The organism is Bordetella sputigena, from assembly GCF_965137885.1.
GTDB classification, from domain to species: Bacteria; Pseudomonadota; Gammaproteobacteria; order Burkholderiales; family Burkholderiaceae_B; genus Bordetella_C; species Bordetella_C sputigena.
The window spans coordinates 469,964-490,244 of sequence record NZ_CBCSCA010000001.1 but is presented as its reverse complement, the minus strand read 5'-3'; the positions used below and the strand labels follow the sequence as shown (position 1 = coordinate 490,244).

Annotated in this window: 19 protein-coding genes; 7 read left to right on the top strand and 12 right to left on the bottom strand. The window is 65.2% G+C overall.

The window, feature by feature from the left end:
- Positions 1 to 9: 9 nt before the first annotated feature.
- The 6 genes from ACNA0R_RS02320 to ACNA0R_RS02295 all read right to left on the bottom strand — a co-directional run bounded on the left by ACNA0R_RS02320 (position 10) and on the right by ACNA0R_RS02295 (position 5,316).
- On the bottom strand, positions 10 to 654 hold the full coding sequence (locus tag ACNA0R_RS02320) for an amino acid ABC transporter permease (protein ID WP_086067238.1): 645 nt from the start codon (positions 652 to 654) through the stop codon (positions 10 to 12).
- A complete protein-coding gene (locus ACNA0R_RS02315) occupies positions 647 to 1,303 on the bottom strand; it encodes an amino acid ABC transporter permease (protein WP_415824265.1) in 657 nt (218 codons plus the stop codon). Before ACNA0R_RS02315 ends, ACNA0R_RS02320 begins: the two co-directional genes overlap by 8 nt.
- Before the next feature lie 24 nt (positions 1,304 to 1,327).
- A complete protein-coding gene (gene ehuB, locus ACNA0R_RS02310) occupies positions 1,328 to 2,209 on the bottom strand; it encodes an ectoine/hydroxyectoine ABC transporter substrate-binding protein EhuB (protein ID WP_415824264.1) in 882 nt (293 codons plus the stop codon).
- Positions 2,210 to 2,304: 95 nt separating this feature from the next.
- A complete protein-coding gene (locus ACNA0R_RS02305) occupies positions 2,305 to 3,477 on the bottom strand; it encodes a mandelate racemase/muconate lactonizing enzyme family protein (RefSeq protein WP_415824263.1) in 1,173 nt (390 codons plus the stop codon).
- Between the two features lie 112 nt (positions 3,478 to 3,589).
- Positions 3,590 to 4,318, bottom strand: a complete 729-nt coding sequence (locus tag ACNA0R_RS02300; protein ID WP_415824262.1) for a GntR family transcriptional regulator — start codon at positions 4,316 to 4,318, stop codon at positions 3,590 to 3,592.
- 131 nt (positions 4,319 to 4,449) lie between these two features.
- Positions 4,450 to 5,316 (bottom strand): helix-turn-helix domain-containing protein, encoded by an 867-nt coding sequence (locus tag ACNA0R_RS02295; RefSeq protein WP_415824261.1) that lies wholly within the window; start codon positions 5,314 to 5,316, stop codon positions 4,450 to 4,452.
- A gap of 257 nt (positions 5,317 to 5,573) precedes the next feature.
- Between ACNA0R_RS02295 and ACNA0R_RS02290 the strand changes: the two genes are divergently transcribed.
- The 5 genes from ACNA0R_RS02290 (at position 5,574) to ACNA0R_RS02270 (ending at position 9,809) form a co-directional block, all read left to right on the top strand.
- Positions 5,574 to 6,542: a Bug family tripartite tricarboxylate transporter substrate binding protein gene (locus ACNA0R_RS02290; RefSeq protein ID WP_415824260.1), complete on the top strand. Its 969-nt coding sequence runs from the start codon at positions 5,574 to 5,576 to the stop codon at positions 6,540 to 6,542.
- Positions 6,535 to 7,422, top strand: a complete 888-nt coding sequence (locus ACNA0R_RS02285) for a PhzF family phenazine biosynthesis protein (protein ID WP_415824259.1) — start codon at positions 6,535 to 6,537, stop codon at positions 7,420 to 7,422. Before ACNA0R_RS02290 ends, ACNA0R_RS02285 begins: the two co-directional genes overlap by 8 nt.
- Positions 7,423 to 7,522: 100 nt before the next feature.
- A complete protein-coding gene (locus ACNA0R_RS02280) occupies positions 7,523 to 7,906 on the top strand; it encodes a BlaI/MecI/CopY family transcriptional regulator (RefSeq protein WP_415824258.1) in 384 nt (127 codons plus the stop codon).
- A 114-nt stretch (positions 7,907 to 8,020) separates the two neighbouring features.
- Positions 8,021 to 9,139, top strand: coding sequence for a serine hydrolase (locus ACNA0R_RS02275; RefSeq protein ID WP_415824257.1), 1,119 nt, complete (start codon positions 8,021 to 8,023; stop codon positions 9,137 to 9,139).
- 13 nt (positions 9,140 to 9,152) lie between these two features.
- On the top strand, positions 9,153 to 9,809 hold the full coding sequence (locus ACNA0R_RS02270; protein WP_415824256.1) for a DNA-3-methyladenine glycosylase I: 657 nt from the start codon (positions 9,153 to 9,155) through the stop codon (positions 9,807 to 9,809).
- A gap of 86 nt (positions 9,810 to 9,895) precedes the next feature.
- On the opposite strand, the gene ACNA0R_RS02265 is transcribed toward ACNA0R_RS02270, so the two are convergent.
- Together ACNA0R_RS02265 and ACNA0R_RS02260 are read right to left on the bottom strand one after the other, a co-directional pair.
- The gene (locus ACNA0R_RS02265) at positions 9,896 to 10,702 is read right to left on the bottom strand and encodes an aspartate dehydrogenase (protein WP_415824255.1); all 807 of its coding nucleotides are present in this window, start codon (positions 10,700 to 10,702) and stop codon (positions 9,896 to 9,898) included.
- Positions 10,699 to 11,751, bottom strand: a complete 1,053-nt coding sequence (locus ACNA0R_RS02260; protein ID WP_415824254.1) for a cation diffusion facilitator family transporter — start codon at positions 11,749 to 11,751, stop codon at positions 10,699 to 10,701. Before ACNA0R_RS02260 ends, ACNA0R_RS02265 begins: the two co-directional genes overlap by 4 nt.
- Positions 11,752 to 12,062: 311 nt before the next feature.
- On the opposite strand from ACNA0R_RS02260, the gene ACNA0R_RS02255 reads away from it, so the two are divergent.
- Positions 12,063 to 14,564 (top strand): hypothetical protein, encoded by a 2,502-nt coding sequence (locus ACNA0R_RS02255; RefSeq protein ID WP_415824253.1) that lies wholly within the window; start codon positions 12,063 to 12,065, stop codon positions 14,562 to 14,564.
- Between the two features lie 18 nt (positions 14,565 to 14,582).
- Here ACNA0R_RS02255 and ACNA0R_RS02250 read toward each other — a convergent pair whose 3' ends face one another.
- The 4 genes from ACNA0R_RS02250 to ACNA0R_RS02235 all read right to left on the bottom strand — a co-directional run bounded on the left by ACNA0R_RS02250 (position 14,583) and on the right by ACNA0R_RS02235 (position 19,276).
- On the bottom strand, positions 14,583 to 15,599 hold the full coding sequence (locus ACNA0R_RS02250) for a 2Fe-2S iron-sulfur cluster-binding protein (RefSeq protein WP_415824252.1): 1,017 nt from the start codon (positions 15,597 to 15,599) through the stop codon (positions 14,583 to 14,585).
- A 22-nt stretch (positions 15,600 to 15,621) separates the two neighbouring features.
- On the bottom strand, positions 15,622 to 16,101 hold the full coding sequence (locus ACNA0R_RS02245) for a GlcG/HbpS family heme-binding protein (protein WP_415824251.1): 480 nt from the start codon (positions 16,099 to 16,101) through the stop codon (positions 15,622 to 15,624).
- Between the two features lie 63 nt (positions 16,102 to 16,164).
- Positions 16,165 to 17,625 carry an aldehyde dehydrogenase family protein gene (locus tag ACNA0R_RS02240; protein WP_415824467.1) on the bottom strand — a complete coding sequence of 487 codons (1,461 nt, stop codon included), beginning with the start codon at positions 17,623 to 17,625 and terminating at the stop codon, positions 16,165 to 16,167.
- Positions 17,626 to 17,740: 115 nt separating this feature from the next.
- Positions 17,741 to 19,276, bottom strand: coding sequence for a hypothetical protein (locus ACNA0R_RS02235; protein WP_415824250.1), 1,536 nt, complete (start codon positions 19,274 to 19,276; stop codon positions 17,741 to 17,743).
- Positions 19,277 to 19,546: 270 nt separating this feature from the next.
- On the opposite strand from ACNA0R_RS02235, the gene ACNA0R_RS02230 reads away from it, so the two are divergent.
- Complete coding sequence (locus ACNA0R_RS02230; RefSeq protein ID WP_415824466.1) at positions 19,547 to 20,269, top strand: GntR family transcriptional regulator; 723 nt, start codon at positions 19,547 to 19,549, stop codon at positions 20,267 to 20,269.
- Positions 20,270 to 20,281: the final 12 nt, after the last annotated feature.

Below are 20,281 nucleotides of genomic sequence, written 5' to 3'. Positions count from 1 at the left end.
GGAATCCCCTTAACGCTTCGCCGAGCGCATCATGTGTAGTTCGAGCAAACGCACCAGCTGCGCGATGGCGATCGCCAGTACCAGGAAAATCACTTCGGTCGCGACCATGGGCTCGGCATAGCGGAAGCTGTCCGAGCCCAGCTCCAGGGCGGCCCCGAGCATTTCCGGCACGGCGATGACGGCCAGGTAAGGCGTGGCCTTCAGCAGCGATACGAAGTAATTGCCCATGGGCGCGGCGACGTGCCGCAGCATCTGCGGCATGATGATGCGTATGACCTGGTCCGCCCAGGACAGGCCCAGGCTCTGCGCCGCTTCGGTCTGCCCGCGCGGAATCGCATCGATGCCCGCCTTGAACACCTCGGCCAGGTACGCAGAGTAGTACAGCCCCAGGGCGAACACGCCGATGACCAAGGCCGGCAGGGTGATGCCGAACCTGGGCAGGACGAAATAGAAGAAATAGATCTGCACCAGGATGGGGGTCGACCGGATGAAGTCCGTGATAAAGCCGAACCATTTGTTGGCCCGGCGCAGGAGCTCCAGCGCGAAGCCCAGCACCGTGGCCAGGATGCAGGAAGCGACCGTGATCCACAGGGTCGTGCCCAGCGATTCCAGGATGACCGGGAATGCCTTGATGAGGAATTGCGCGTCAAACATCCTGTTTACGCTCCCGCATGCCATGGTGCCTTTCCAGATAGCGGCCCAGAATGGTCAATGGATAGCAAAGGACGAAGTAAGAGAGCAGCAGGGCCGAGTATGCCGTGGTGGGCATAAAGGTGACCTGCGCGATTTCCTTCGCCCGGAAGGTCATGTCGGCCAGGCTCAGCAGCGAAACCAGCACCGTGCCCTTGATCAGCTGGATCAGCAAATTGATGTAAGTCGGGATGCCGGCGCGCAGGGCCTGCGGCAGCTGGATCAGCAGCAGGTTTTGCAGCGGCGACAGTCCCAGCGAGATGCCCGCTTCCTTCTGGCCCGGATCCAGCGCCTGCAAACCGGCGCGCACGGCTTGCGTCCCGTAACCGCCTATGTTCAGGCCCAGCACCATGCAGCCCACCGCCAGCGCGCTGAGCTCGATGTGGATCATGGGCAGCGCGTAGTAGAAGACGAATAGCAGGACAATGATGGGCGAGCTGCGCCAGAACTCGATGATGGCGGTGACGATGAGCCGCCTCCAGCCCGTCAGCTCGTGCTGGAGCGTACCGAACAGCAGCGCGAACGGAATGCCGTACAGCAGGGCCAAGGCCACGACGCTGGCCGTGGTGCCGAAGCCGCCCCAGACATTGCCCAGAATTGCGAAGAAATCCATGGCACGACGTCCTGGCCGCGCGGCTTAACCGGCGGCGCAGATCTGGTTGCTGGTCAGGCCGTCGGGCGCCTTTTCTTCGATACTGAAGCCGTATTTCCCGGCGATCTTGTTGATGGTGCCGCTTGCCTTCAGTTTGGCCAACTGCTGGTTGTAGGCATCGCGCAACGCCTGGCTGTCCTTGCGGAAAGCCGCGCCGATATAGGATTGCGTGACCTTGCCGGTCTTGGGATCGATCAGGCCGGTGAAGGGCTTGGCGCGTTCGATCTTATCGCCCACGTTGGGGCCTTCCAGTAGCGCGTTGGCGGTGCCCGAGGTGAACACGATGCCATCGACCCGGTTCGCCAGCAGCGCCGACACGGTGGACTCGGTATTCTGGAATTGCTGAAGCTGGTCGCCCGTCACGCCCGCCGATGCGGCGTTCTTGGTCTGCTGGCCGCCGCGGCTGCCGCCGATCTTCAGCGCCGGATTCTTGACGACGTCGTCGAAGCTGTGGATATTGCGCGGGTTGCCCTTGAGCACCAGCAAGGCGTCCAGGCTGGTCAGCTCCGGGTCGCCGAACAATACCAGCTCACAACGCTGCGGCGTGATGACCACGCCGGAATCGACCACGTCGAAACGCCTGGAAGCCAGTCCCGGGATCAGCGAGCCGAAATCGCCGATGGCGAAATTGAAATGCTTGACGCCCAGCGGCTCGAACACGGCGCGCAGGATGTCGATGTTCACGCCCTTGTAGACGCCATCCGTGTCCCGGTAAGCCCAGGGTTTGTTGTTGGCGATGCCAACCGTCAACGTATCCTTGTCGACGGCCGGCGCCGTATCGGCCGCCACGCTTGCCGCCGTCAGGCTGAATCCCGCCACGGCCACAGCCAGCATGCCGGCGACTTTCTTCAGATCGAAGCTCTTCATGATTTCCCCTTCTTCTTTGGAGTTTTGGACTGATCGGAAATCGCCGGGCCGCTCTCGCGCGGCGCGGCGTGCACGGGTGAATCCGGACCGGCCTATCAGGCGGCGGTGACGGTGTGCGCCAGGAAGGACCGGATCGCGTCCTTGCGCAGGTTCACGCCCCATCCCGGCTTATCGGAGATGTCCAGGCGCCCCCCTTTGATGCGGGCTTCGGGAGCGTCGTCGAGGATCTCGATGTAGCCCGGCATGGTTTGCCAATACGGGTAGATTTCCTGGATGGCGAAGTTGGGAATGCACGCATCCAGATGCAGCGCGATGGCGGTCGACAGCGGACTGCCGCAGACATGCGGCTGCACACGGATGTCATAGGCCTCGGCCATCGCGGCGATTTTCTTGGCTTCCATGATGCCGCCGGTCAGGGCGATATCCGGCTGGATCACGTCCACCGCATGCGCTTCGAGCATCGGCCGGAAGCCATAGCGCGTGTACACGCGTTCGCCCGCGGCCACGGGTATGCGCACGTGCTCGGAGATCTTTTTCAGCGCGCCGACGTCGAACGGATCGCAAGGTTCTTCGATGAAGAAAATGTCCAGTTCCTCGACCCTGCGGCAGAAACGTATGGTCTCGTCGCAGCTCAGGCCCCCGCTCAGGTCCAGCATGATGTCCACGTTCGGACCGACGGCCTGGCGGGCCGCTTTCAGCTTGTCATACGCCAGATTCAGGATGTCCTTGTCCAGCGCCCGCATGGAGGGATGGCGCGAGGTCGCGCGCGGATCCGGATCGCGATAGGCAAAGGGGTAGCACTTGAGCGCGTCGAAGCCTTCGCTGACGGCTTTCTCGGCGGCGTCCGCGAAAGGCTTTACCTCCCGATGCGGCTGGCCCCAGCCATTGGAATAGAGGCGCACGTCCTCACGTATCTTGCCGCCCAGCATCTCATACACCGGAACATTCAGGGCCTTGCCCTTGATGTCCCACAGCGCCGTTTCGATCGCGCTGATGGCGCCGTAGACGATAGGGCCGCCATTGCCCTTGGCCCAGAAGGTGTGGTCATACATCTCCGACCACAGGGCTTCGATACGGAAAGGATCCTTGCCGATCAGGATGCGCTCCGCGATGTCCTTGACCATGCCCGCGACGGCGGTCTGGCCCAACCCGTAGGCGATGCCGGCTTCGCCTATGCCGATTATTCCCTCGTCGGTTTCCACCTCGACCACGACGGGATGCAGACGGGCGGTGTGAATGATGTAGACGCGTACCTCGCGGACCTTCATTAGCTGAGCCTTGAAAATTTGGGGGCGCGTGGACACACGCACCGGGTGGTCGATGGTCGCTAGTCGATGGTCGACCATATACTGCAAAGTATGGAGTGGGATTTTGCCCGCGTCAAGAAGAAAGGATGCCCAGCTTGCCGTCGGCGGCGCCGGTTTTTGGCTCGACGCCCGCCAGTTGCCGGGTTTCCAGCGCGCGCAGATGCGCCATCAGCTTTTCGCCCGCGGCGACGTTGTGCTCCGCGGAAAGCCGCGCCGCCGTCTCCGCGTCGCCCGCCAGTATGGCTTGCACGATCGGGCCGTGGTGAGCCGGCACGGTGGTGTAGACGTTCTTCGGAATGAAGTCGCTCCAGGTGATGTACAGCGAGATCTGTTGTTCCACCACCTTGTACCACTGGGCCAGCCGCGCGTGGCCGCTCAGCTCGATGATGGTCTGGTGCAGATTGAAGTCGGCGCGCGATACCGCGCGGTTGTCTTCGGCGGCACAAGCATCCACCAGGCGCTTGTAAGCGGTCTCCAGGAGTCCCCTGCCCTTCTCATCCAGACTCGCGCAGGCCAGCCGCGCCGCCAGCGATTCCATGCTGGCGCGCAAGGTGTAAAGCTCCCACGCGTCGTGGGAGGTGATCCTGATCGTCTCCCATCCGGTGTAGGGCACCAGTTGCACCAGGCCCTCTTGCGACATGCGCTGCAAGGCGCCGCGCACGGTCGCCCTGGACAAGCCGAACCGCTCCGCGAGAAAGGCCTCGGTCAGCTTGGAACCGGGCGAGATCTGGCCGCTGAGGATGTATTCGCGTATGGCGTCGGCGGCGAGCTGCTCAGCCGACTGTTTTTCGATTCTGCCCAATACCATCGCCGCGCCCTCATGCCAATACAGCCGGGAAGTTTAACCGGTCCAGGTACGCGCCCCGGCCATGCGGCCAGCGGGTGCCGGCATCTGGAACTCCGCCGTCCGCGACCGCGCGGCCAGCATGCGCCTCATCCGTCGCGCGGCATGCGGGACACGAATGGAAGCGACGCGGGCGCTTCCCTCAACAGCCGTCCAAGATGGCCGCTGTTGGCGAAACCCAGCTCCACGCTGACGCGCGCCAGCGGCTCGCCCGCCGCCATCCTCGCGCGAGCGGCCTCGGCCAGCGCCATGCGGCGCAATGTGACCGGAGCGCATCCGTATTCCTGCATGCAGGCGCGCTGCAGGGTCCGGACGGATACCCCCAGCGTAGCGGCGGATTGCGCAATCGACGGCAATGGCCTGCCGTGCTCGAGGCCTGCCTGCAGGCCATGCAGCCAGCGGCGCGCCACATGCCCGACCGGCTCCGGTGCGATCGCCGCGGGGCGGCTGGCGCCCAACTGTTCGATCAGCGCGCACACCAGGCCAGGCATGGCCCTGGACGACAGCGCGGGCATCCATAACGCCTCCAGTATCGCCTGCGCCGCGCCATCCAGCTGCAGCGCGCCGCCGGACTGGCCACTTGCCCGGCGGCTTCCGCCCGGTCCGGCATCCCGGCGTCCGCCATCGCCATAGGCAAGCACGCCGGGCAGGCAGCGCCGCATCAACTCGGGAGCCAGATAGAGCTCGCCATGCTGATGCGTGGCGCTGCCCGAACGCGTGCTGTGCGAGACGTAGGCCGGCAGCAGCAGCGCCTGGCCGCGCACCAGCCGGCCGCGGCGACGGCCGCCGGCCATGTCCCATGCGCTATCCAGCGCGCCCGCGCGCGGCCACAGCAGCATGGCGCAATCGTGGGCGTGCCAATTGAAGGTGTAGCCGGGCTGGCGACTGGCGGCGAGCGCATAGCCGTCGCGCGCGATCAGGTCGAGCTTGGAGGAAAGCGGGACATGCCGGACCATGCGATTACTCCGATAGAGGCGGTTGGCGCCTCGTCGTGCTGCGCCGGCAGCGGCGGTCATATCGCGGCCGCCGTCGGCGCGGAAACGCGTCTCTTGCGACATGCTAACCGGGACGGCGCCCATGGCGGCGCGCGGCGCGCCAGGCGTTTTCCCGCAAGCCGATCCCGCTGTCGCGATTCGGATCGGAATATGCCGCGTACCGGTTCGCCGGCGCCCGCACCGGCGCATAGGATGATTGCCTCTAACAGGAGGACGCCATGTCCCGAAGCAACTGGTCCTGCCTTGCCGCCGCGCTGGCGCTGGCCATCGTGCCGCCGGCCGCGCCCGCCCAGACCGCCTGGCCGCAAAAGCCCGTGACCATCATCGTGCCCTTCCCGCCCGGCGGCGGCACCGACCTGGTGGTCCGCGCGCTGCAGCCCATGCTCGCCGGCAAGCTCGGGCAGACTATCATTATCAACAACGTCGGCGGGGCGGGCGGCACCATCGGCTCCGGCCAGGCCGCGCGCGCGCCCGCCGACGGCTATACGGCGCTGGCGGTCACGACCAGTACCCACGCGGTCAGTCCCAGCCTGTACAAAAACCTGCCCTACGATCCCTCGCGCGACTTCGCTTACGCCGGCTTCATCGGCACATCGCCGTATGTGCTGGCCGCCAATCCCGCGTTGAAGGCGAACTCGCTGGCGGCCTTGGCTCAGGCACTGAAGGCGCGCGGCCAGAGCACGTTCGCCTCGGTCGGCGTCGGCACCGTGTCGCACCTGTTGGGCGAGATGTACCGCAAGGAGCAGAACCTGAACCTGACGCACGTCCCGTATCGCGGCGCGGCGCCGGCCTATACCGATCTGATCGGCGGACAGGTGGATATCATGTTCGACAACCCGGTCGGCCTGGCGCCCTTCGTTCGCGCCGGCAAACTCGTCGCCGTCGCCACGACAGCGGCCACGCCCATCCTGCCTGCGGTCCCCACCTTCGCCCAGCAGGGCATGCCGGCGTACACGCAGCAGCTTTGGTACGGGCTGGCCTTCCCCAAAGGGACCCCGCCCGACATCGTCACGCGCATGAATGCCGCGCTGAATGAAGTGCTGAAGGATCCCGCCGTGGCGGCGGATCTGGCATCCAAGGGGGTGGACGTTCATCCCGATACGCCTGCGGCCCTGAGCCAGGCGGTGACCCGCGACACACCGTTCTGGGGCAACATCGTGCGTTCCGTCGGAGCCCAGCTTGACTGATACGTCCATTACATCCACGGATGTGCCGCGCCCGCCGGCAGGCGCGGCCACCCTGCTGCGCGTCTTCGTCGATCCCGGCGCCGGCGATCGGGGCGGCAATCCGGTTCCGCTGATGCTGGATGCCCGCGGCATGCCGGCGGACCGGATGCGGGCGCTGGCGGCCGCGCATGGACACGAGTCGTCCTTCGTGCTGCCGCCGGACAATCCCGCCGCGCATGACTGGCGGCTGCGCTTCTTCGTGCCTGATCACGAAATGGAGATGTGCGGCCACGCAACCGTAGGCACGCTGTGGGCCTTGCGGCAATGGGGACTGTGGAATGCGCCGACCGCGCGCGTCCAGACCCTGAGCGGCAGCGTCGATGTCGAATGGGACGAGGCGCGGCAATGGGCCTGGGTTTCGCAGCCGGACGTTTCCCTGGAAGCCCTGCCGCCAAGCGCGCTGGCACACATCGCCCGCGTCCTGCGCATCGATCCCGCGACGCCGGGCCTGCACGCCGTCAACGCCAGCACCAGCCGTGTAAAAACGCTGGTACGGCTACCCGATGTACAGGCGCTGGATGCGCTGGCTCCCGACTTCAGCGCCATGGCCACGCTATGCGAAGCGATTGGCTCCACCGGCCTCTACCCTTATACCTTGCGGGATGGCGGCGCCTGCGCCCGCCAATTCCCGAAGGCATCCGGCTATCCCGAGGACGCCGCCACCGGCATCGCCGCCGCCGCGCTGTGGGGCTATCTGCATACGCAGGGCCTGCTACCGCCGACGCAAACCTATACCGTGCGGCAAGGCGTGGCGATGGGCGCGCCTTCCGCCATCCATCTGCGTGCCCGGGACGATGGCGCGGGATGTTGGCTTAGTGGGCAGGTGCAATGGCGGCGCTGATTGCGGGACTGCGGCGCCCCCGGGCAAACCCGGGGAAGTAGACGGATTTTTCTAGAAAAAGTATTCTACGCGGCAATTTTGTTCTTCCAGCCCGCGTTCCGTGACTCTCGCCGCCGTCTCCGCCAAGCCCACCGCCGCCGAACTCCAGGTATTGCGCGCGTTGTGGGCGCTCGGCCCCGCGACGGTGAAGCAGGCGCACCAGGCCATGCAGGCTGAACGTCCCGACCTGACCTATGCCGCGGTCCTGCGGCAGATGCAGATCATGCACGCCAAGGGCCTGCTGACGCGCGACGAAAGCGAGCGGTCGCACGTCTATGCGCCTGCCCACACGCAGAATGCGCTGCAAAGCCGGCTGCTGAAGGATCTGATCCAGAAGGTCTTCTCGGGATCCGGCAAGGCCTTGGTGCTGGCCGCCCTGCGCGGACACGTCACGCGCGAAGAACGCGCCGAAATCGAAGAATTCCTGCAGGGGGAGCGGCCATGAGTACGCGTGGCCTGCTTTGCATCCCCCCATTCCAAACGCTGACGATGACGCTGCCGGCCGCTGACTTCAAGCCCGGGCAAGCCATCGTCTCACCACCGCCTTCCCCGCCTTCCCATGCCTGATTTCCTATCTCCACTGCGTGGCCTCGCGCGCCGCGTTTCGGCCGGCCTGATACTGCAGACCGCCGCGGCCACCTTCCTGGCCCTGCCGCTCGCCACCGGCGCCAGCGCCGCCGACGCGCCGCAGACGACCAAGAAGAGCACCGCCAAAAAGGCCCCCGCCAAACCGGTCGCGGCCAAAAAGAAAACCAGCAAGATCATCTATCGCTCGCGTTCGCGCGAAGTCACGGGCGCCCACGGCCGCGGCGCGGCTCGCGGGGCCGTGGCCACGCGCACCGCCCTTGAGCTCGACGCTTATGCCAAGCAGCCGTTCGCGCCGGACGGCAGCACCCTGCACTCCGAAATCGCCTATATGGTCGACGAGACCACCGGCCTGCCGCTGGTCGACAAGGATGCGGACGCCGTCGTTCCCATCGCCTCGATCACCAAGCTGATGATGGCGATGGTGGTGCTGGATTCCGGCGCATCGCTGGCCGAACCGATCCGCGTCACGGACGACGACCAGGATTTCGAAAAGCACACGGGATCTCGCCTGCGCATAGGCTCGGTGCTATCGCGCGAGGACATGCTGCACATTGCCTTGATGGCATCCGAAAACCGCGCGGCGGCGGCGCTGTCGCGCTACTACCCCGGCGGACGGCTGGCCTTCATCGCCGCGATGAACGCAAAAGCGCGGGCCCTGGGCATGACGCATACGCATTTCGAGAATGTGGCCGGCCTGTCCAAGTACAACGTCTCCACGGCGCGCGACCTGGTGAAGATGGTGCAGGCCGCCGCGCACTATCCCCTGATCCGCCTGTATTCGACGGACCAGAACTATACGGTGAATACCGGCAAGGGCGTGCTCGACTATCGCAGCACCAACATCCTGCTCGGCAAGCCGGACTGGGAGATCGGCCTGCAGAAAACCGGCTTCATCAATGAGTCGGGGATTTGCCTGGTGATGCAGGCCACCGTCGAAGGCCGCCCGGTGGTCATGGTGCTGCTGCATTCCAACCGCCGCCATGCGGACTTCATGGACGCCGAACACCTGCGCACCGCCATGATCAACAACAGCTTCCCGGTGCCCAGCCTGCAGCGCAATTACGCCAACGCTGACGCCCGTCCGATGTGAAGGGATAGCGGACTTGGCTACCCGGGGCAAGCCCAAAACGCCGGCGGCACCGGCGCCGGCAATCGATATCGCAAACAGCGGCCTGATCGTGGGCGCCGATGGACTCGCGCGTCCGCCCTGGGCCGCGGTCGACGCGCTGCTGCAGGCTTACTACGATACCGAATGGGGCATGCCGGTGCGCGACGAGCGCGGCATGTTCGAACGGTTGGTGCTGGAAGGCTTTCAGTCAGGCCTGTCGTGGGCGACGATCCTGCGCAAGCGCGAGGCCTTCCGGGCTGCCTTCCATCGCTTCGATCCGGACAAAGTGGCCGCCTACACCGATGACGATGTCCGGCGCCTGCTGGGCGACGCGGGCATCGTGCGCAATCGCGCCAAGATCCTCGCCACCATCAACAATGCCGCCGCGACGATCAGGCTGCGCGAAGACGGCGGCCTGGCGGATTTCATCTGGTCGTTCCAGCCGGCGGAAACACCGGCCCCCCGCACCCTGGCGGAAATTCCCACGATCTCGGCGGACTCGATCGCGCTGAGCAAGGCCTTGCGCGCACGCGGCTTCGCCTTCGTCGGGCCGACGACCATGCACGCGCTGATGGAAGCCACCGGGATCATCGATACGCATCTGGTCGGCAGCCATCGTCGCGGCTGCTCGGGCGTGTGGCCGGCGGTGTAAGCGCAAGCCCGGCGCATCGCGACCGCGGCTCCGCCCCGTAAGCGTCCAGCCTGGCATGGCCGACGGACGCGCCGGCCACGCGGCGATCAAGTGCCTACGCGTAGCGGACCATTGAGCTTGCGCAGCGCCGCCAGCACGCTTTGCGCGGTGATCCGGCCGGTCTTGGGATTTTCCGACGGTATGTTCTGGATTTCCATCGAAAAGGCGGCGGCATCCGAATCGACTTCGACCCGATGCACATTACGCTCCAGCGTGGGATCGGCCCAGATTTCCAGCGTGGTCCGGTCCGGCCCGATGCCCGCCAGCGACACGCTGGCCGCCACGTTCAGATTGGCCGGGAAACCGATGGCGGCTTCGCGCGGGGACCCGCGGAATATCAGCGTCGGCTCGGTGATGTCGGAAATATCGATGTTGTTCGCCGTCAGGTACGGCGCTCCCAGGAGACCGCGGACGGGTTTGCGGGTGATCATGGTGACCGCGCGGATCTGGCCTTCCGCCGCGGCGGACAAGGCGTCCAGGCCCAGGATCGCGCCCGAGGGGATGACGATTTGTCCGCCACTGGCGCGCGCGATCTCGATCAGCTCTGGATGGGACAGCAAGGCACCTGAACTGAGAACGACGGCTTTCTTGCCGGCGCGCAGCATGGGGCCGATGGCCTGCTCGATAACGGCGCCCGGCGCGCATTCGACGACGACATCGCATCGCGGCTCCAGGCCGTCCAGCGTGGTGAAGACCGGAGGTGTGCCTTGCCACGGCATGTCGGCATGCCGCGCGGGATCGCGCACCGCGATGGCCGCCAGCGTAACGCCGGGCAGCACGCCCGCATCCAACGATTGGGCGACCGATTGCCCGATGGCGCCGAAGCCCGCGATACCGATACGTATTCCGCTCATGAACGTCCTTCTCCGGAAGCGGCGCCATCGCAATCCGCTGCGCCGGCCGCATCCAAGTTGTAGTGGTCGGGATCCTCCACCTGCACCGTCACATGCGAGATATTGAATCGCTCCGCGACGCGCTCGCGCACGGCGCTGATGACGTCGCGCGCGGCGACGCCTTCGCGCGGAACGACATGCAGCGTGAGCATATGCTGCTCCGCGGTGATGGACCAGGCGTGGATATGGTGCGCCACGCGCACCACGGCGACATTCTCCTCCAGATCCGCCTTGATTGCATTGGGCTCCAGGCCGCGGGGCGTACCTTCCAGCAGGATATGGCCGGAGGAGTGCACCAGGTACCACGCGCCTCTCAGAACGATCAGGGCGACCAGCACCGACAGGATGGGATCGATAGGCATCCAGCCTGTCCAGATGATCACCACCGCGGCCACGATGGCCGCCAGCGAACCCAGCAGATCACCCATCACGTGCAGCAGCGCGCTGCGCATATTCAGATTCGCCTGGCTGCCGCCGGTCAGGATCATGAAACCGACGATGTTGGCCAGCAGGCCGGCGACCGCGATGGCCAGCATGGTGTTCCCCATCACTTGCACGGGCTGCCGGAATCGCTCGACGGCCTCCACCGTGATCCAGATCGCGATGGCGAACAAGGCAAGCCCGTTCACGAATGCCGCCAATATCTCCAGGCGGCGGTAGCCGTACGACATGCGCGGCGTCGCGGATCGCCGGCCCACGCGCAGCGCCACCAGGCTGAACGCCAGGGCGGCCGCATCGCTGACCATATGGCCGGCGTCGGCCAGCAAGGCCAACGATCCCGATACCAGGCCGCCGACGACCTCGACGATCATGAACACCACGATCACACCCAGCGCCCACGCCAGCCTGCGTTCATCGGCGGCGCCATGGCTGTGGCCGTGGCCGTGGCTGTCGCCCGGGCCATGGGTGTGGCCGTGGCCATCGTGGGCGTGACCGCCATGGCCGTCGCTGCCCGGCTCATGGCCGGCCTGGCGGCCTGCCCGGTCTTCAGCATCATGGAAGTGCGGCATCGAAACTCTCGACGGAGGTAGTCGCGCAGACTATACCGCCTGTCGCCGACAGGCGTTCGCGGCGCGACACGGCCTGGTCAACCATGGCCGACCCGCCGCGCTTCGGGACAGGACGCCCCGGAGGCGGACCAAGTGAACGGCATGCCATCATAAGTTGCACGCCATCACGAAAATCATCCATATCCGAGACGCATAAGCTCGAACCCACTGGACGGGACAGGTAACCGATCTGCCGGTGTACGCCATCACGGCAGCACCCCGGCCACCGCCGTGGCGGCCCGGCTCCTTAATACCACGCAGAGTGATGCACCATGACAGCAGTCGCAGCAGCCGTCCAGGCTACCCAATCCCCCACCGACGCCTACGGGTCCGACACACAGGCACGCTCCGGCAAAGTGGGCAGCCATTCCTTCGAAGCCGGCGCGGTCGGCGAAACGGGCCGGGCCAGCAACAAATACCAGCCCGATGAGCGGCCCATACCCGCCACGCGCAAGCTCAAGCTCGTCGCAAGCGTGGACGTGCCGCGGGTCGATACGAAACGTGCCGCCTCGCGCGGCAGCACGGGCGAACTCGCCGGCACGCCTTCCACGCCGGATTCGGGCGTGCCGCGCACCATGTCCAACAGCTTTCCGTCGTCGGAGTCCATTCAGAGCGGGCTCGACCCGCTCGACGATGCAATTTCCATCCACACCCGGAGCCTGCCGATTCCGCGCAAGAAACCCTCGGATTGCTCGGACAGCATCAAGCCATTGGGTGACAACCTTTCCGCCTACGGAGAGGAACCTCCGTCGTTCCGTGGCTCCGACGCGTCCGGCCTGGCGGCCACCGCGACACCGCTGGACGAGATCCCGAGCGCTCACTCCGGCGCCATACAGGCGAACGCCGACGCCGAACGACCCGATCACCACGTCCGCGCCCCGGCCGCGCCAGCCTATGCGTCAGCCGAACGCGCGGCGACCCGCGGCGCCGGCCTGCGCCTGGTATCGACGCTGACGACCAGCGCCAGGCACCATCGGGATGTCGACATCGTCATCAAGGAACTGCAGCAAGCCTTGATGCCGATCGCGTCGCAAGACGACACGGAAACAGCCTCGGCCGCCAGCTCGCCGCCCAGGCTCACGGGCGCCTCGGCACTGCGCCGCATCGCCCGCGCCGAACGCCATGCGCCGGAAGCCCTGCATCGTCGCGCCCTGGACTTCTACAAGTCCCTGACGGCGCTCGCCGACAACGACAACGATCCGAAAGCCGCGCGGAATGTTGCCTTGATGGTGGCCGCGCTGGCCCAGCGGACCCATGCCGAAGGCTACGACGCCCTCGATAGACAGCTCATCAAACGTGTGCTGGACCCGCTGATGCACAGCCTGTCGCCGGAAACGCTCGGCGCCCTGGCGCGCTTGAACGATCGCACCGACGGCATGGGCAAGACGATCCTGCATGATGCCGGCAAGCTGCTGGGCGTACACAATCGATCGCGCAAGCAGGCCGGCACGCCGCAGGCCATGCGGGCAGCCCGGGAACACCGGGCGGCTTCGCTCCTGCTGGGGCTGGTTGCCGAACTGGCGCGGGAACACGGCCGCGCCGCTTCCTGGGACCGGCCGGGCGCGGCCGCACTGGTAGCCGCCCGCAATGGCCAGCCACAGCAGCTCAGTGCCGCCATACGCGAAATGTATTACGGCGACCTGCTGACGGGCGAAATGGACCGGCCTCGCGTGGAACGACTGATGGATCTGATGTCGCGATTCTCGCCGGAACAGCAATATGCGATGGCGACCATGCTGCGGCAAACGCCGGAGGAAAACGCAGCATCGCGCGCGTTCGACAAATTCATGGCCGACGATCTGTTCGACTTCGAACGCGACCCCACGATACGGGATCAGATGGTGCGCTTCATCGATGATCTGCGTACCGCCTGCCGCGGGATTTTGGGCGCGGGCGGACGACCGGCGGGTTTCCGCGAGCGGAACGCGGACATCAGGGCAATCCCGGCGATGCCGACCACTCCATCGATCCCGTCGCGTGCTGCCGGCCATAACCCGCCGGCGGCCGGCGCCCAGCCCGGCCACATCGAGTATCCGGCCGTCGTCACTCCCATGACAACGCTGGGAATGTCTTTCCGCAAGGCCCGCCACAGCATCGCGGCAAAGCTGCGCTGGACACCGACGCCACAGGATGCCGCCAAGGCCGTGGTCAAGGGCGCGGTGCACACCTTGATCGATGGCGGGCGGATCACGGACAAACAATTGCAGGCGCTGCAAGGCCTGGCGCAGCGACCGAATGGCAAAGGCGGCAAGATCAACGCCTCCTTCACCCAGATCGAACTGGTCCGCGATCGCCTCAGCAAGCTGCGGCCTGATGAATTGGCCCAGCTGCGGACCAATCTGGCCACGGCGCGCCAGGAACTCCAGGCGGCTACGACGCCCAACGCCACATTGCAAAGCTTCTACCGGACGCTGCACGATCGAATGGAAAAGGAAGCCGGCATACGACGTGGCGCCGCGGCCCTGGCGGGCGTCATCGCGGCGCTGCCCCACAAAAAACATCCCGAGGCGCTGCTCGATGCCATGGACAAACTGGCCGACGCACAATGCCAGGCGCTCAACCACCAGAGCGAAATGGATTTCCACGAAGAAGCCCTCAACCGCCTGGGCCAGCCGGCACGCAAGGCGCTGCACAAGCTTCTGAAAGGACGCGAGGACGTTAAGAACTATATGCGTCGACTTCACGGGCAACTCAGCTACATGCCCAAGGTCTGGCAGCAGTACCGCCAAAGCCAGCTGGAAATCCTGTCCCGCCTGGCGGGCGTCCCGGCGTAAGACAAGCTGCACCCCGGCTTATCCAGCCGGGATCAGCTCCTGAAAGGTAAAGCTGTCCGCATAGACATGCGCCATGCTGGCGCCCAGCATGGCGAAGACGGCTTTCGCCTCGTTCACCATGTTGGGCGAGCCACATAGGTATATCGCGTACTCGGATAAATCGTCATGGTCTTCCGCCACGACATCCTGGACATGGCCACGCCGGCCATGCCAGGACGCATCCGGGCGCGACAAGACCGGGATGAATTCAAATTCGTACAACCTGCCCTTCCAGCTTTCGATGACGTCGCGCATGTAAAGATCCGCCTCTGTACGAACGCCCCAATACAGCTTGACAGGCGGGCAGTCGGCGTTGTCCAGCAAGGACTCCAGAATGGCCTTGATGGGGGCCAGGCCGGTTCCCGTCGCGACCATCAGCAAGGGACGATAGTCCTCTTCGCGATAGCAGAACGTGCCCAGCGGCACTTCTATCCGCAGGGACATGCCGGGCGTCGCCTGGGCCAATATCGTGTCAGTGAAACGTCCACCGGGTATGCGGCGGATATGAAAATCGATTTCTCCACCACCGCCAGGGCACGGCGACGCCATCGAAAAGCTGCGTTTGCTGCCGTCCGGCAGCAGGATATTCATATACTGTCCCGCCCGGTATTCGGGCAGGCCGCCCTCCGGCACGGCCAGCCTCAGGTGCAACACGCTGTCGCAGACGTTCCGTATATGGACCAGCGATGCGCTGGTCACAATGGAGGCGGGCATGAGCGGACCGCGGGCGGGCAGGCTCAACACCACGTCGGACAGGGGGCGCGCCTGGCAAGCGAGCGCGTAGCCCTGTTCATGCTCGGCGGCGGCCAGGCCGGGGGGCAATTCTTCATAGGCAACCGCGCCTTCCTCTATCTTGACCCGGCAACTGCCGCACATGCCGAAAGTGCACTCGTGCGGCATCGCCGCGCCGGCGCGTTGCGCCGCGTCCAGGATGGATTCGTTCTCTTCCACCGTGAAGGTCACGTCGGATTCCAGCACTACAACGCGGTAGGACATGGCAGTCATCCCCCTGAGTTATTCACTTTTTGATGTCGGCGGCCACCAGCACTTTCATGCCTTTCTGCTCCAGCAGGTCCGCAAGCGCCTGCAACGCCGCCAGACCGGCTGCCGTATCCTGCTCGCCGTTACCGCCGCTCAGGCCCACCCCGCCTATGACCTCGTCATCCACGACAATGGGAAAGCCGCCGACGAATACGGCGAACTTGCCGTCGAAACTCCACTGGATGCCGAAGGCCTCGTTGCCGGGCAACGCCGGGCCATTGGGCGCGGTATTGAACAAATGCGTGGAGCGCTTGTGGCCGGCCGCGGTAAATGCCTTGTTCCAGGCGATCTGCGGGCCGGTGATCCGCGCGCCATTCATCCGCTCCATGGCGATCGGGTAGCCACCGTCATCCACCACGCATATGGTCTCCAGCACGCCGATCTCGCGCGACCTGGCGATGGCCGCGGCGATCATCGCGCGCGCTTCTTCGAGTTCCAGTCTGTATACCTGTTTCATTCCATGCTCCTGCTGTACTGCGATGACAATTGCCCGCCTGGGCTCCAGGCCGGCACGGCCGGCCTATGCCGCGCGATATACCGTCTTGATCTGCGTATAGAACGCCAGTCCCACCCTGCCCGATTCGCGGAAGGTGGACGTGCTGGACTGCTTCAACCCGCCGAACGGGGCATTGATCAGGTTGCCGGTGGTGGTCCGATTGATCTTGACCGTCCCGGCCTGGATGTCCTTGGCGAACCGGTGCGCGTAGCCGGCATCGGTAGTGGCGATGGCCGCGGATAGCCCATACTCGGTGTCATTGGCCTTGGCGATCGCATCCTCGTAACCGTCCACTTCGATGATGGCGATAACCGGTCCGAAGATTTCCTCACGCGCAATGCGCATCTGCTGCGTGACATCGGTGAATATGGCCGGCGAGACGTAATAGCCCTTGGCGAGGCCGCCTTCCATCAAGCGGTCGCCGCCATATAAATGCGTGGCCTCGCTTTTGCCGATGGCGATATACGACAGGACGTTGTCCAGCTGGCGGCCCGTAGCCAACGGCCCCAGTTCGCAACCGGGCTCCAGCCCGTTGCCTATCTTCATGGTCTTGACCCTGGCCAGCAGCTTTTCCGTATAAGCCGCCTTGACCCGTCGGTCTACCAGCACACGGCTGGTGCCGGTGCAGGCTTGGCCGGTCAGGGAAAAACCGCCTTTGATCGTCAGGTCCACTGCCTTGTCCAGGTCGGCGTCCGCCAGGACGATAAGCGGATTCTTGCCGCCCAGCTCCATCTGGGTGCGGGTAGCAAGACCGACCGAGCGATGGATCTGCTCGCCTGCCTGTGTCGATCCGGTAAAGGAGATCGCCTTGACGTGCGCGGACTCGATGATCGACGGGCCGACGGCCGCCGCCGGTCCGGTCAGGAAGTTCAACACGCCGTCCGGTATACCCGCTTCCACGAAGGCTTCCGTCAGCCGGTAGCCGCTGAGCGGCGCGTCCGACGAAGGCTTGAACACCACCGTATTGCCCATGATCAAGGCCGGCGCGATCTTGCGCGCCGGGATGGACACCGGGAAATTCCACGGTGAAATCACGGTGACTACACCCAGCGGCTCCAACTGACTGTAGACGACCATCTCCGGATCATCATTCGGGAAGGTCTCGCCGGTGAACGACAATCCCTCCGCCGCGTAAAAACGCAGGGTCTGCGCGGAACGCAGGATCTCGTCGCGGCTGAGCCCTAGCGCCTTGCCTTCCTCGCGCGTCAGCTCCTCGGCAAACTGGCCCGCGTGGGCTTCCAGATAGTCCGCCGCGCGGGACAGGATCTGGGCCCTTTTGGATATGGGCGTGGCCTTCCATTTTTCGAACGCGGCCTGAGCGGCCGCCACGGCTGCCTCGCCGTCGGCGGCGCCGGAGGCTTGGAAATGGCCGACGACCTCTTCGATATTCGCCGGGTTGATGTTAGGCACCGTCTTGCCGCTGGCGCATGGCACCCATTTACCGGCGATGTAGTTCATGAACTCGCTATTGCTCAGGTCTTCCATGGACTGCCCTCGAAGCATGATCGGATACGGACGCGCGACCGCCCGCCTAGAATTGCACATTGTATACTGTAATCCGGAGCGTGCCAGCTTATCCGCCGGCGCGCACCAGGCTCGCCTACTGCCAGATCAAAATCGCGCAGATCGTGGAAACGAATAGCGCCAGCACCACCGGTAGCAGTAAGGCGCGCACCATCTCCAGCACGTGCACGCGCGCGAAGCCGGCGACGGCAATCAAGGAGGACCAGGCGATCAACGTGCCGCCGCCGGTCCAGACCGCGCCCATCTGGCCAACCGCGGCCAGCGTCGCGGGATCGATGCCCACGACGGGACCGAGCGCGCCGGACAGCGTTCCCGTCAGGGGCAGGCCCGCGAACCCGGATCCATCTATCCCGGTGACCATGCCGACGATCAGTACCCCGAAGGCCACCAGGAAGTGATTCGATGGGATGAACTGCTGCGCGGACGCGATGATCTCGAACAGAAGACCCGGTGCCGCCGCATTGTCCATACCCAATATCTGGGCCGCCGTGTCATGCGCGCCGATAAAGAAGAATCCGGCGATCGGCAGGACCGAGCCCATGGCCTTGAAGGCGAAGACGAAACCGTCCGTGATGTGATCCGGGCAAACGTCCAGCATGCGGCGCGGTCCTTCCGCCGCCAGCGTCACCAGCATCATCAGCGCGACCGCGACACCGCCGACCAATGCCGCCGCATCGCCACCGCGCAGCGCCGGCAGGCCCGGCACGATGCGCGGCAGCACCATGATGGCGATCACGCCCAGGAAGGCCAACGGCGTGATCACCGCGAACGCGCGCGACCACTTTATGCGGCGGGCTTCCTCGGGCGTGGCGGCGCGCCGCGGCGGCGTGCCGGGAGGTTCATCGTAGCTGGTGCCGCGCGCGAGTTCCGCCTTGTCGAAGCTGCCTTCGGATTCGATTTGCGCCAGCGTCCCGTCCTGGGCGCGCGCCTGCCAGGCGTCCAGCAAGGCCGCGCTGCCGGGTACGATATGGCGACGGATCATGAAGTAAGTGACCAGCAGCGCGATACCCCCGGTGATCAACGACAGGACCAGCGCGCGATCAGCCACCGTGGCCGCGCTGACCGCGGCGCCCGCGGCCTTCGCGCTGATCCCGGGCGCCACGCCTATGACATAGTCGGAGGACAAGGCCATGCCCTGGCCGGCGATCGCAATGGCCATGGCGCCCGCCAGCGGCGGCAGCCCCGCGGCGATAGCGGCAGGCAACAGGATGGCCGACACCAGCGGCACGGCGGGCGTGGGCCAGAAGAAAAGCGAGATTACGTAAGTACAGGCCGCGATGATGAAGTAGGAAACGTGTCCCCCTCGCATGATGCGGCGCATGGGCTGCACCATGCGCACGTCGGCCTGGATGGACTTCAGCGCATTCAGCAGCGCCGTCATGAAGGTAATGACCAGGAAGATGTTGAACAGCTCCTTGGCGGCGACGAAACTGGCGTTGAAGATGCCGATCAGGGCGCTAATGGGACTGCCGGTGATAGCCAGCACCACCAGAAAGGTACCGATCACGGACGGCACCACCACATTGGCGCGCAAGACCATCGTCAGGATGATGGCCGCCACACTTATCAAATACACCCAATGCGACGCATTGAGCACCACGTCCGTATGCATCACTATCCCCTTGCTGCCGTATCGGCACTGTGTTGTTCATACGGACTGTATACTATATGGCATATGATGCTCCGCCAATGGGCTTTGGCCGCCCCTAGGGAATACGATATGCCCGGCTAGCGGCCGCGGGACGGGGGAATCCACGCGGTCCCCGGCCTTTATGGAATACCATATACAGAAATACTGCCCGACATCGCCGCCACCCGCCTGCTTGGCGGCACAGGGAGTAATACAATGACCACGAAACACCCGCCCCGTCTTCACGCCGTCATGTCCATTTCAAATCCATCATCACCGGCAATGAACAACTCCGCGGCGGCAACTGCCCGCCCCCTCAAGATCGGCGAACAGCACCCTCAGCTGTTCGCGGTCGTTCGCGACCAGCTCCGCGAACGCATCCTGAGCGGCGAGTTCACGCCGGGCGACCGCCTGGTCGAAGGGCGCCTGTCGGACGAAATGGGCGTGTCGCGCATCCCTGTCCGCGAAGCGCTGCGTGCGCTGGCCGCGGAAGGCCTGGTCACCATCGAGCCGCGGCGGGGAGCGTCGGTGTCGGTGCTCTCGGACGACGTCGCGCACGACATGATCGAGGTCCGCGCAACGCTTGAAGGCCTGAACGCCAAGCTGGCGGCACAACGGCGGGACCAGGGAACGGTGGCGCGGCTGCAGGCCTTTCTGGAAGCGGGCAACACGGCCGCGCGCGCCGATACCCTGGATCGCTTCCTGGCCTTGAATTCCGAATTCCACGAAATGCTGGCGACCATCGCGGGCAACGTCGTGCTGACAGACCTGATGCGTTCGCTGCGCGATCGCACCGCGCTGCTGTTCGCTCCCAGCAATATGCGGCGCGCCAAGCAGAACTGGGATGAGCACGCGCAAATTCTGAATGCGGTAATCGCCGGCAATGGCGATCTGGCGGCGTTGCTGGCCAGCCAGCACGTCCACAACGCCGCCAAGGCCTATGTGGACGCCCAGCAATCCCGCGCGGTCGGCTAGAAGATCGGCGGC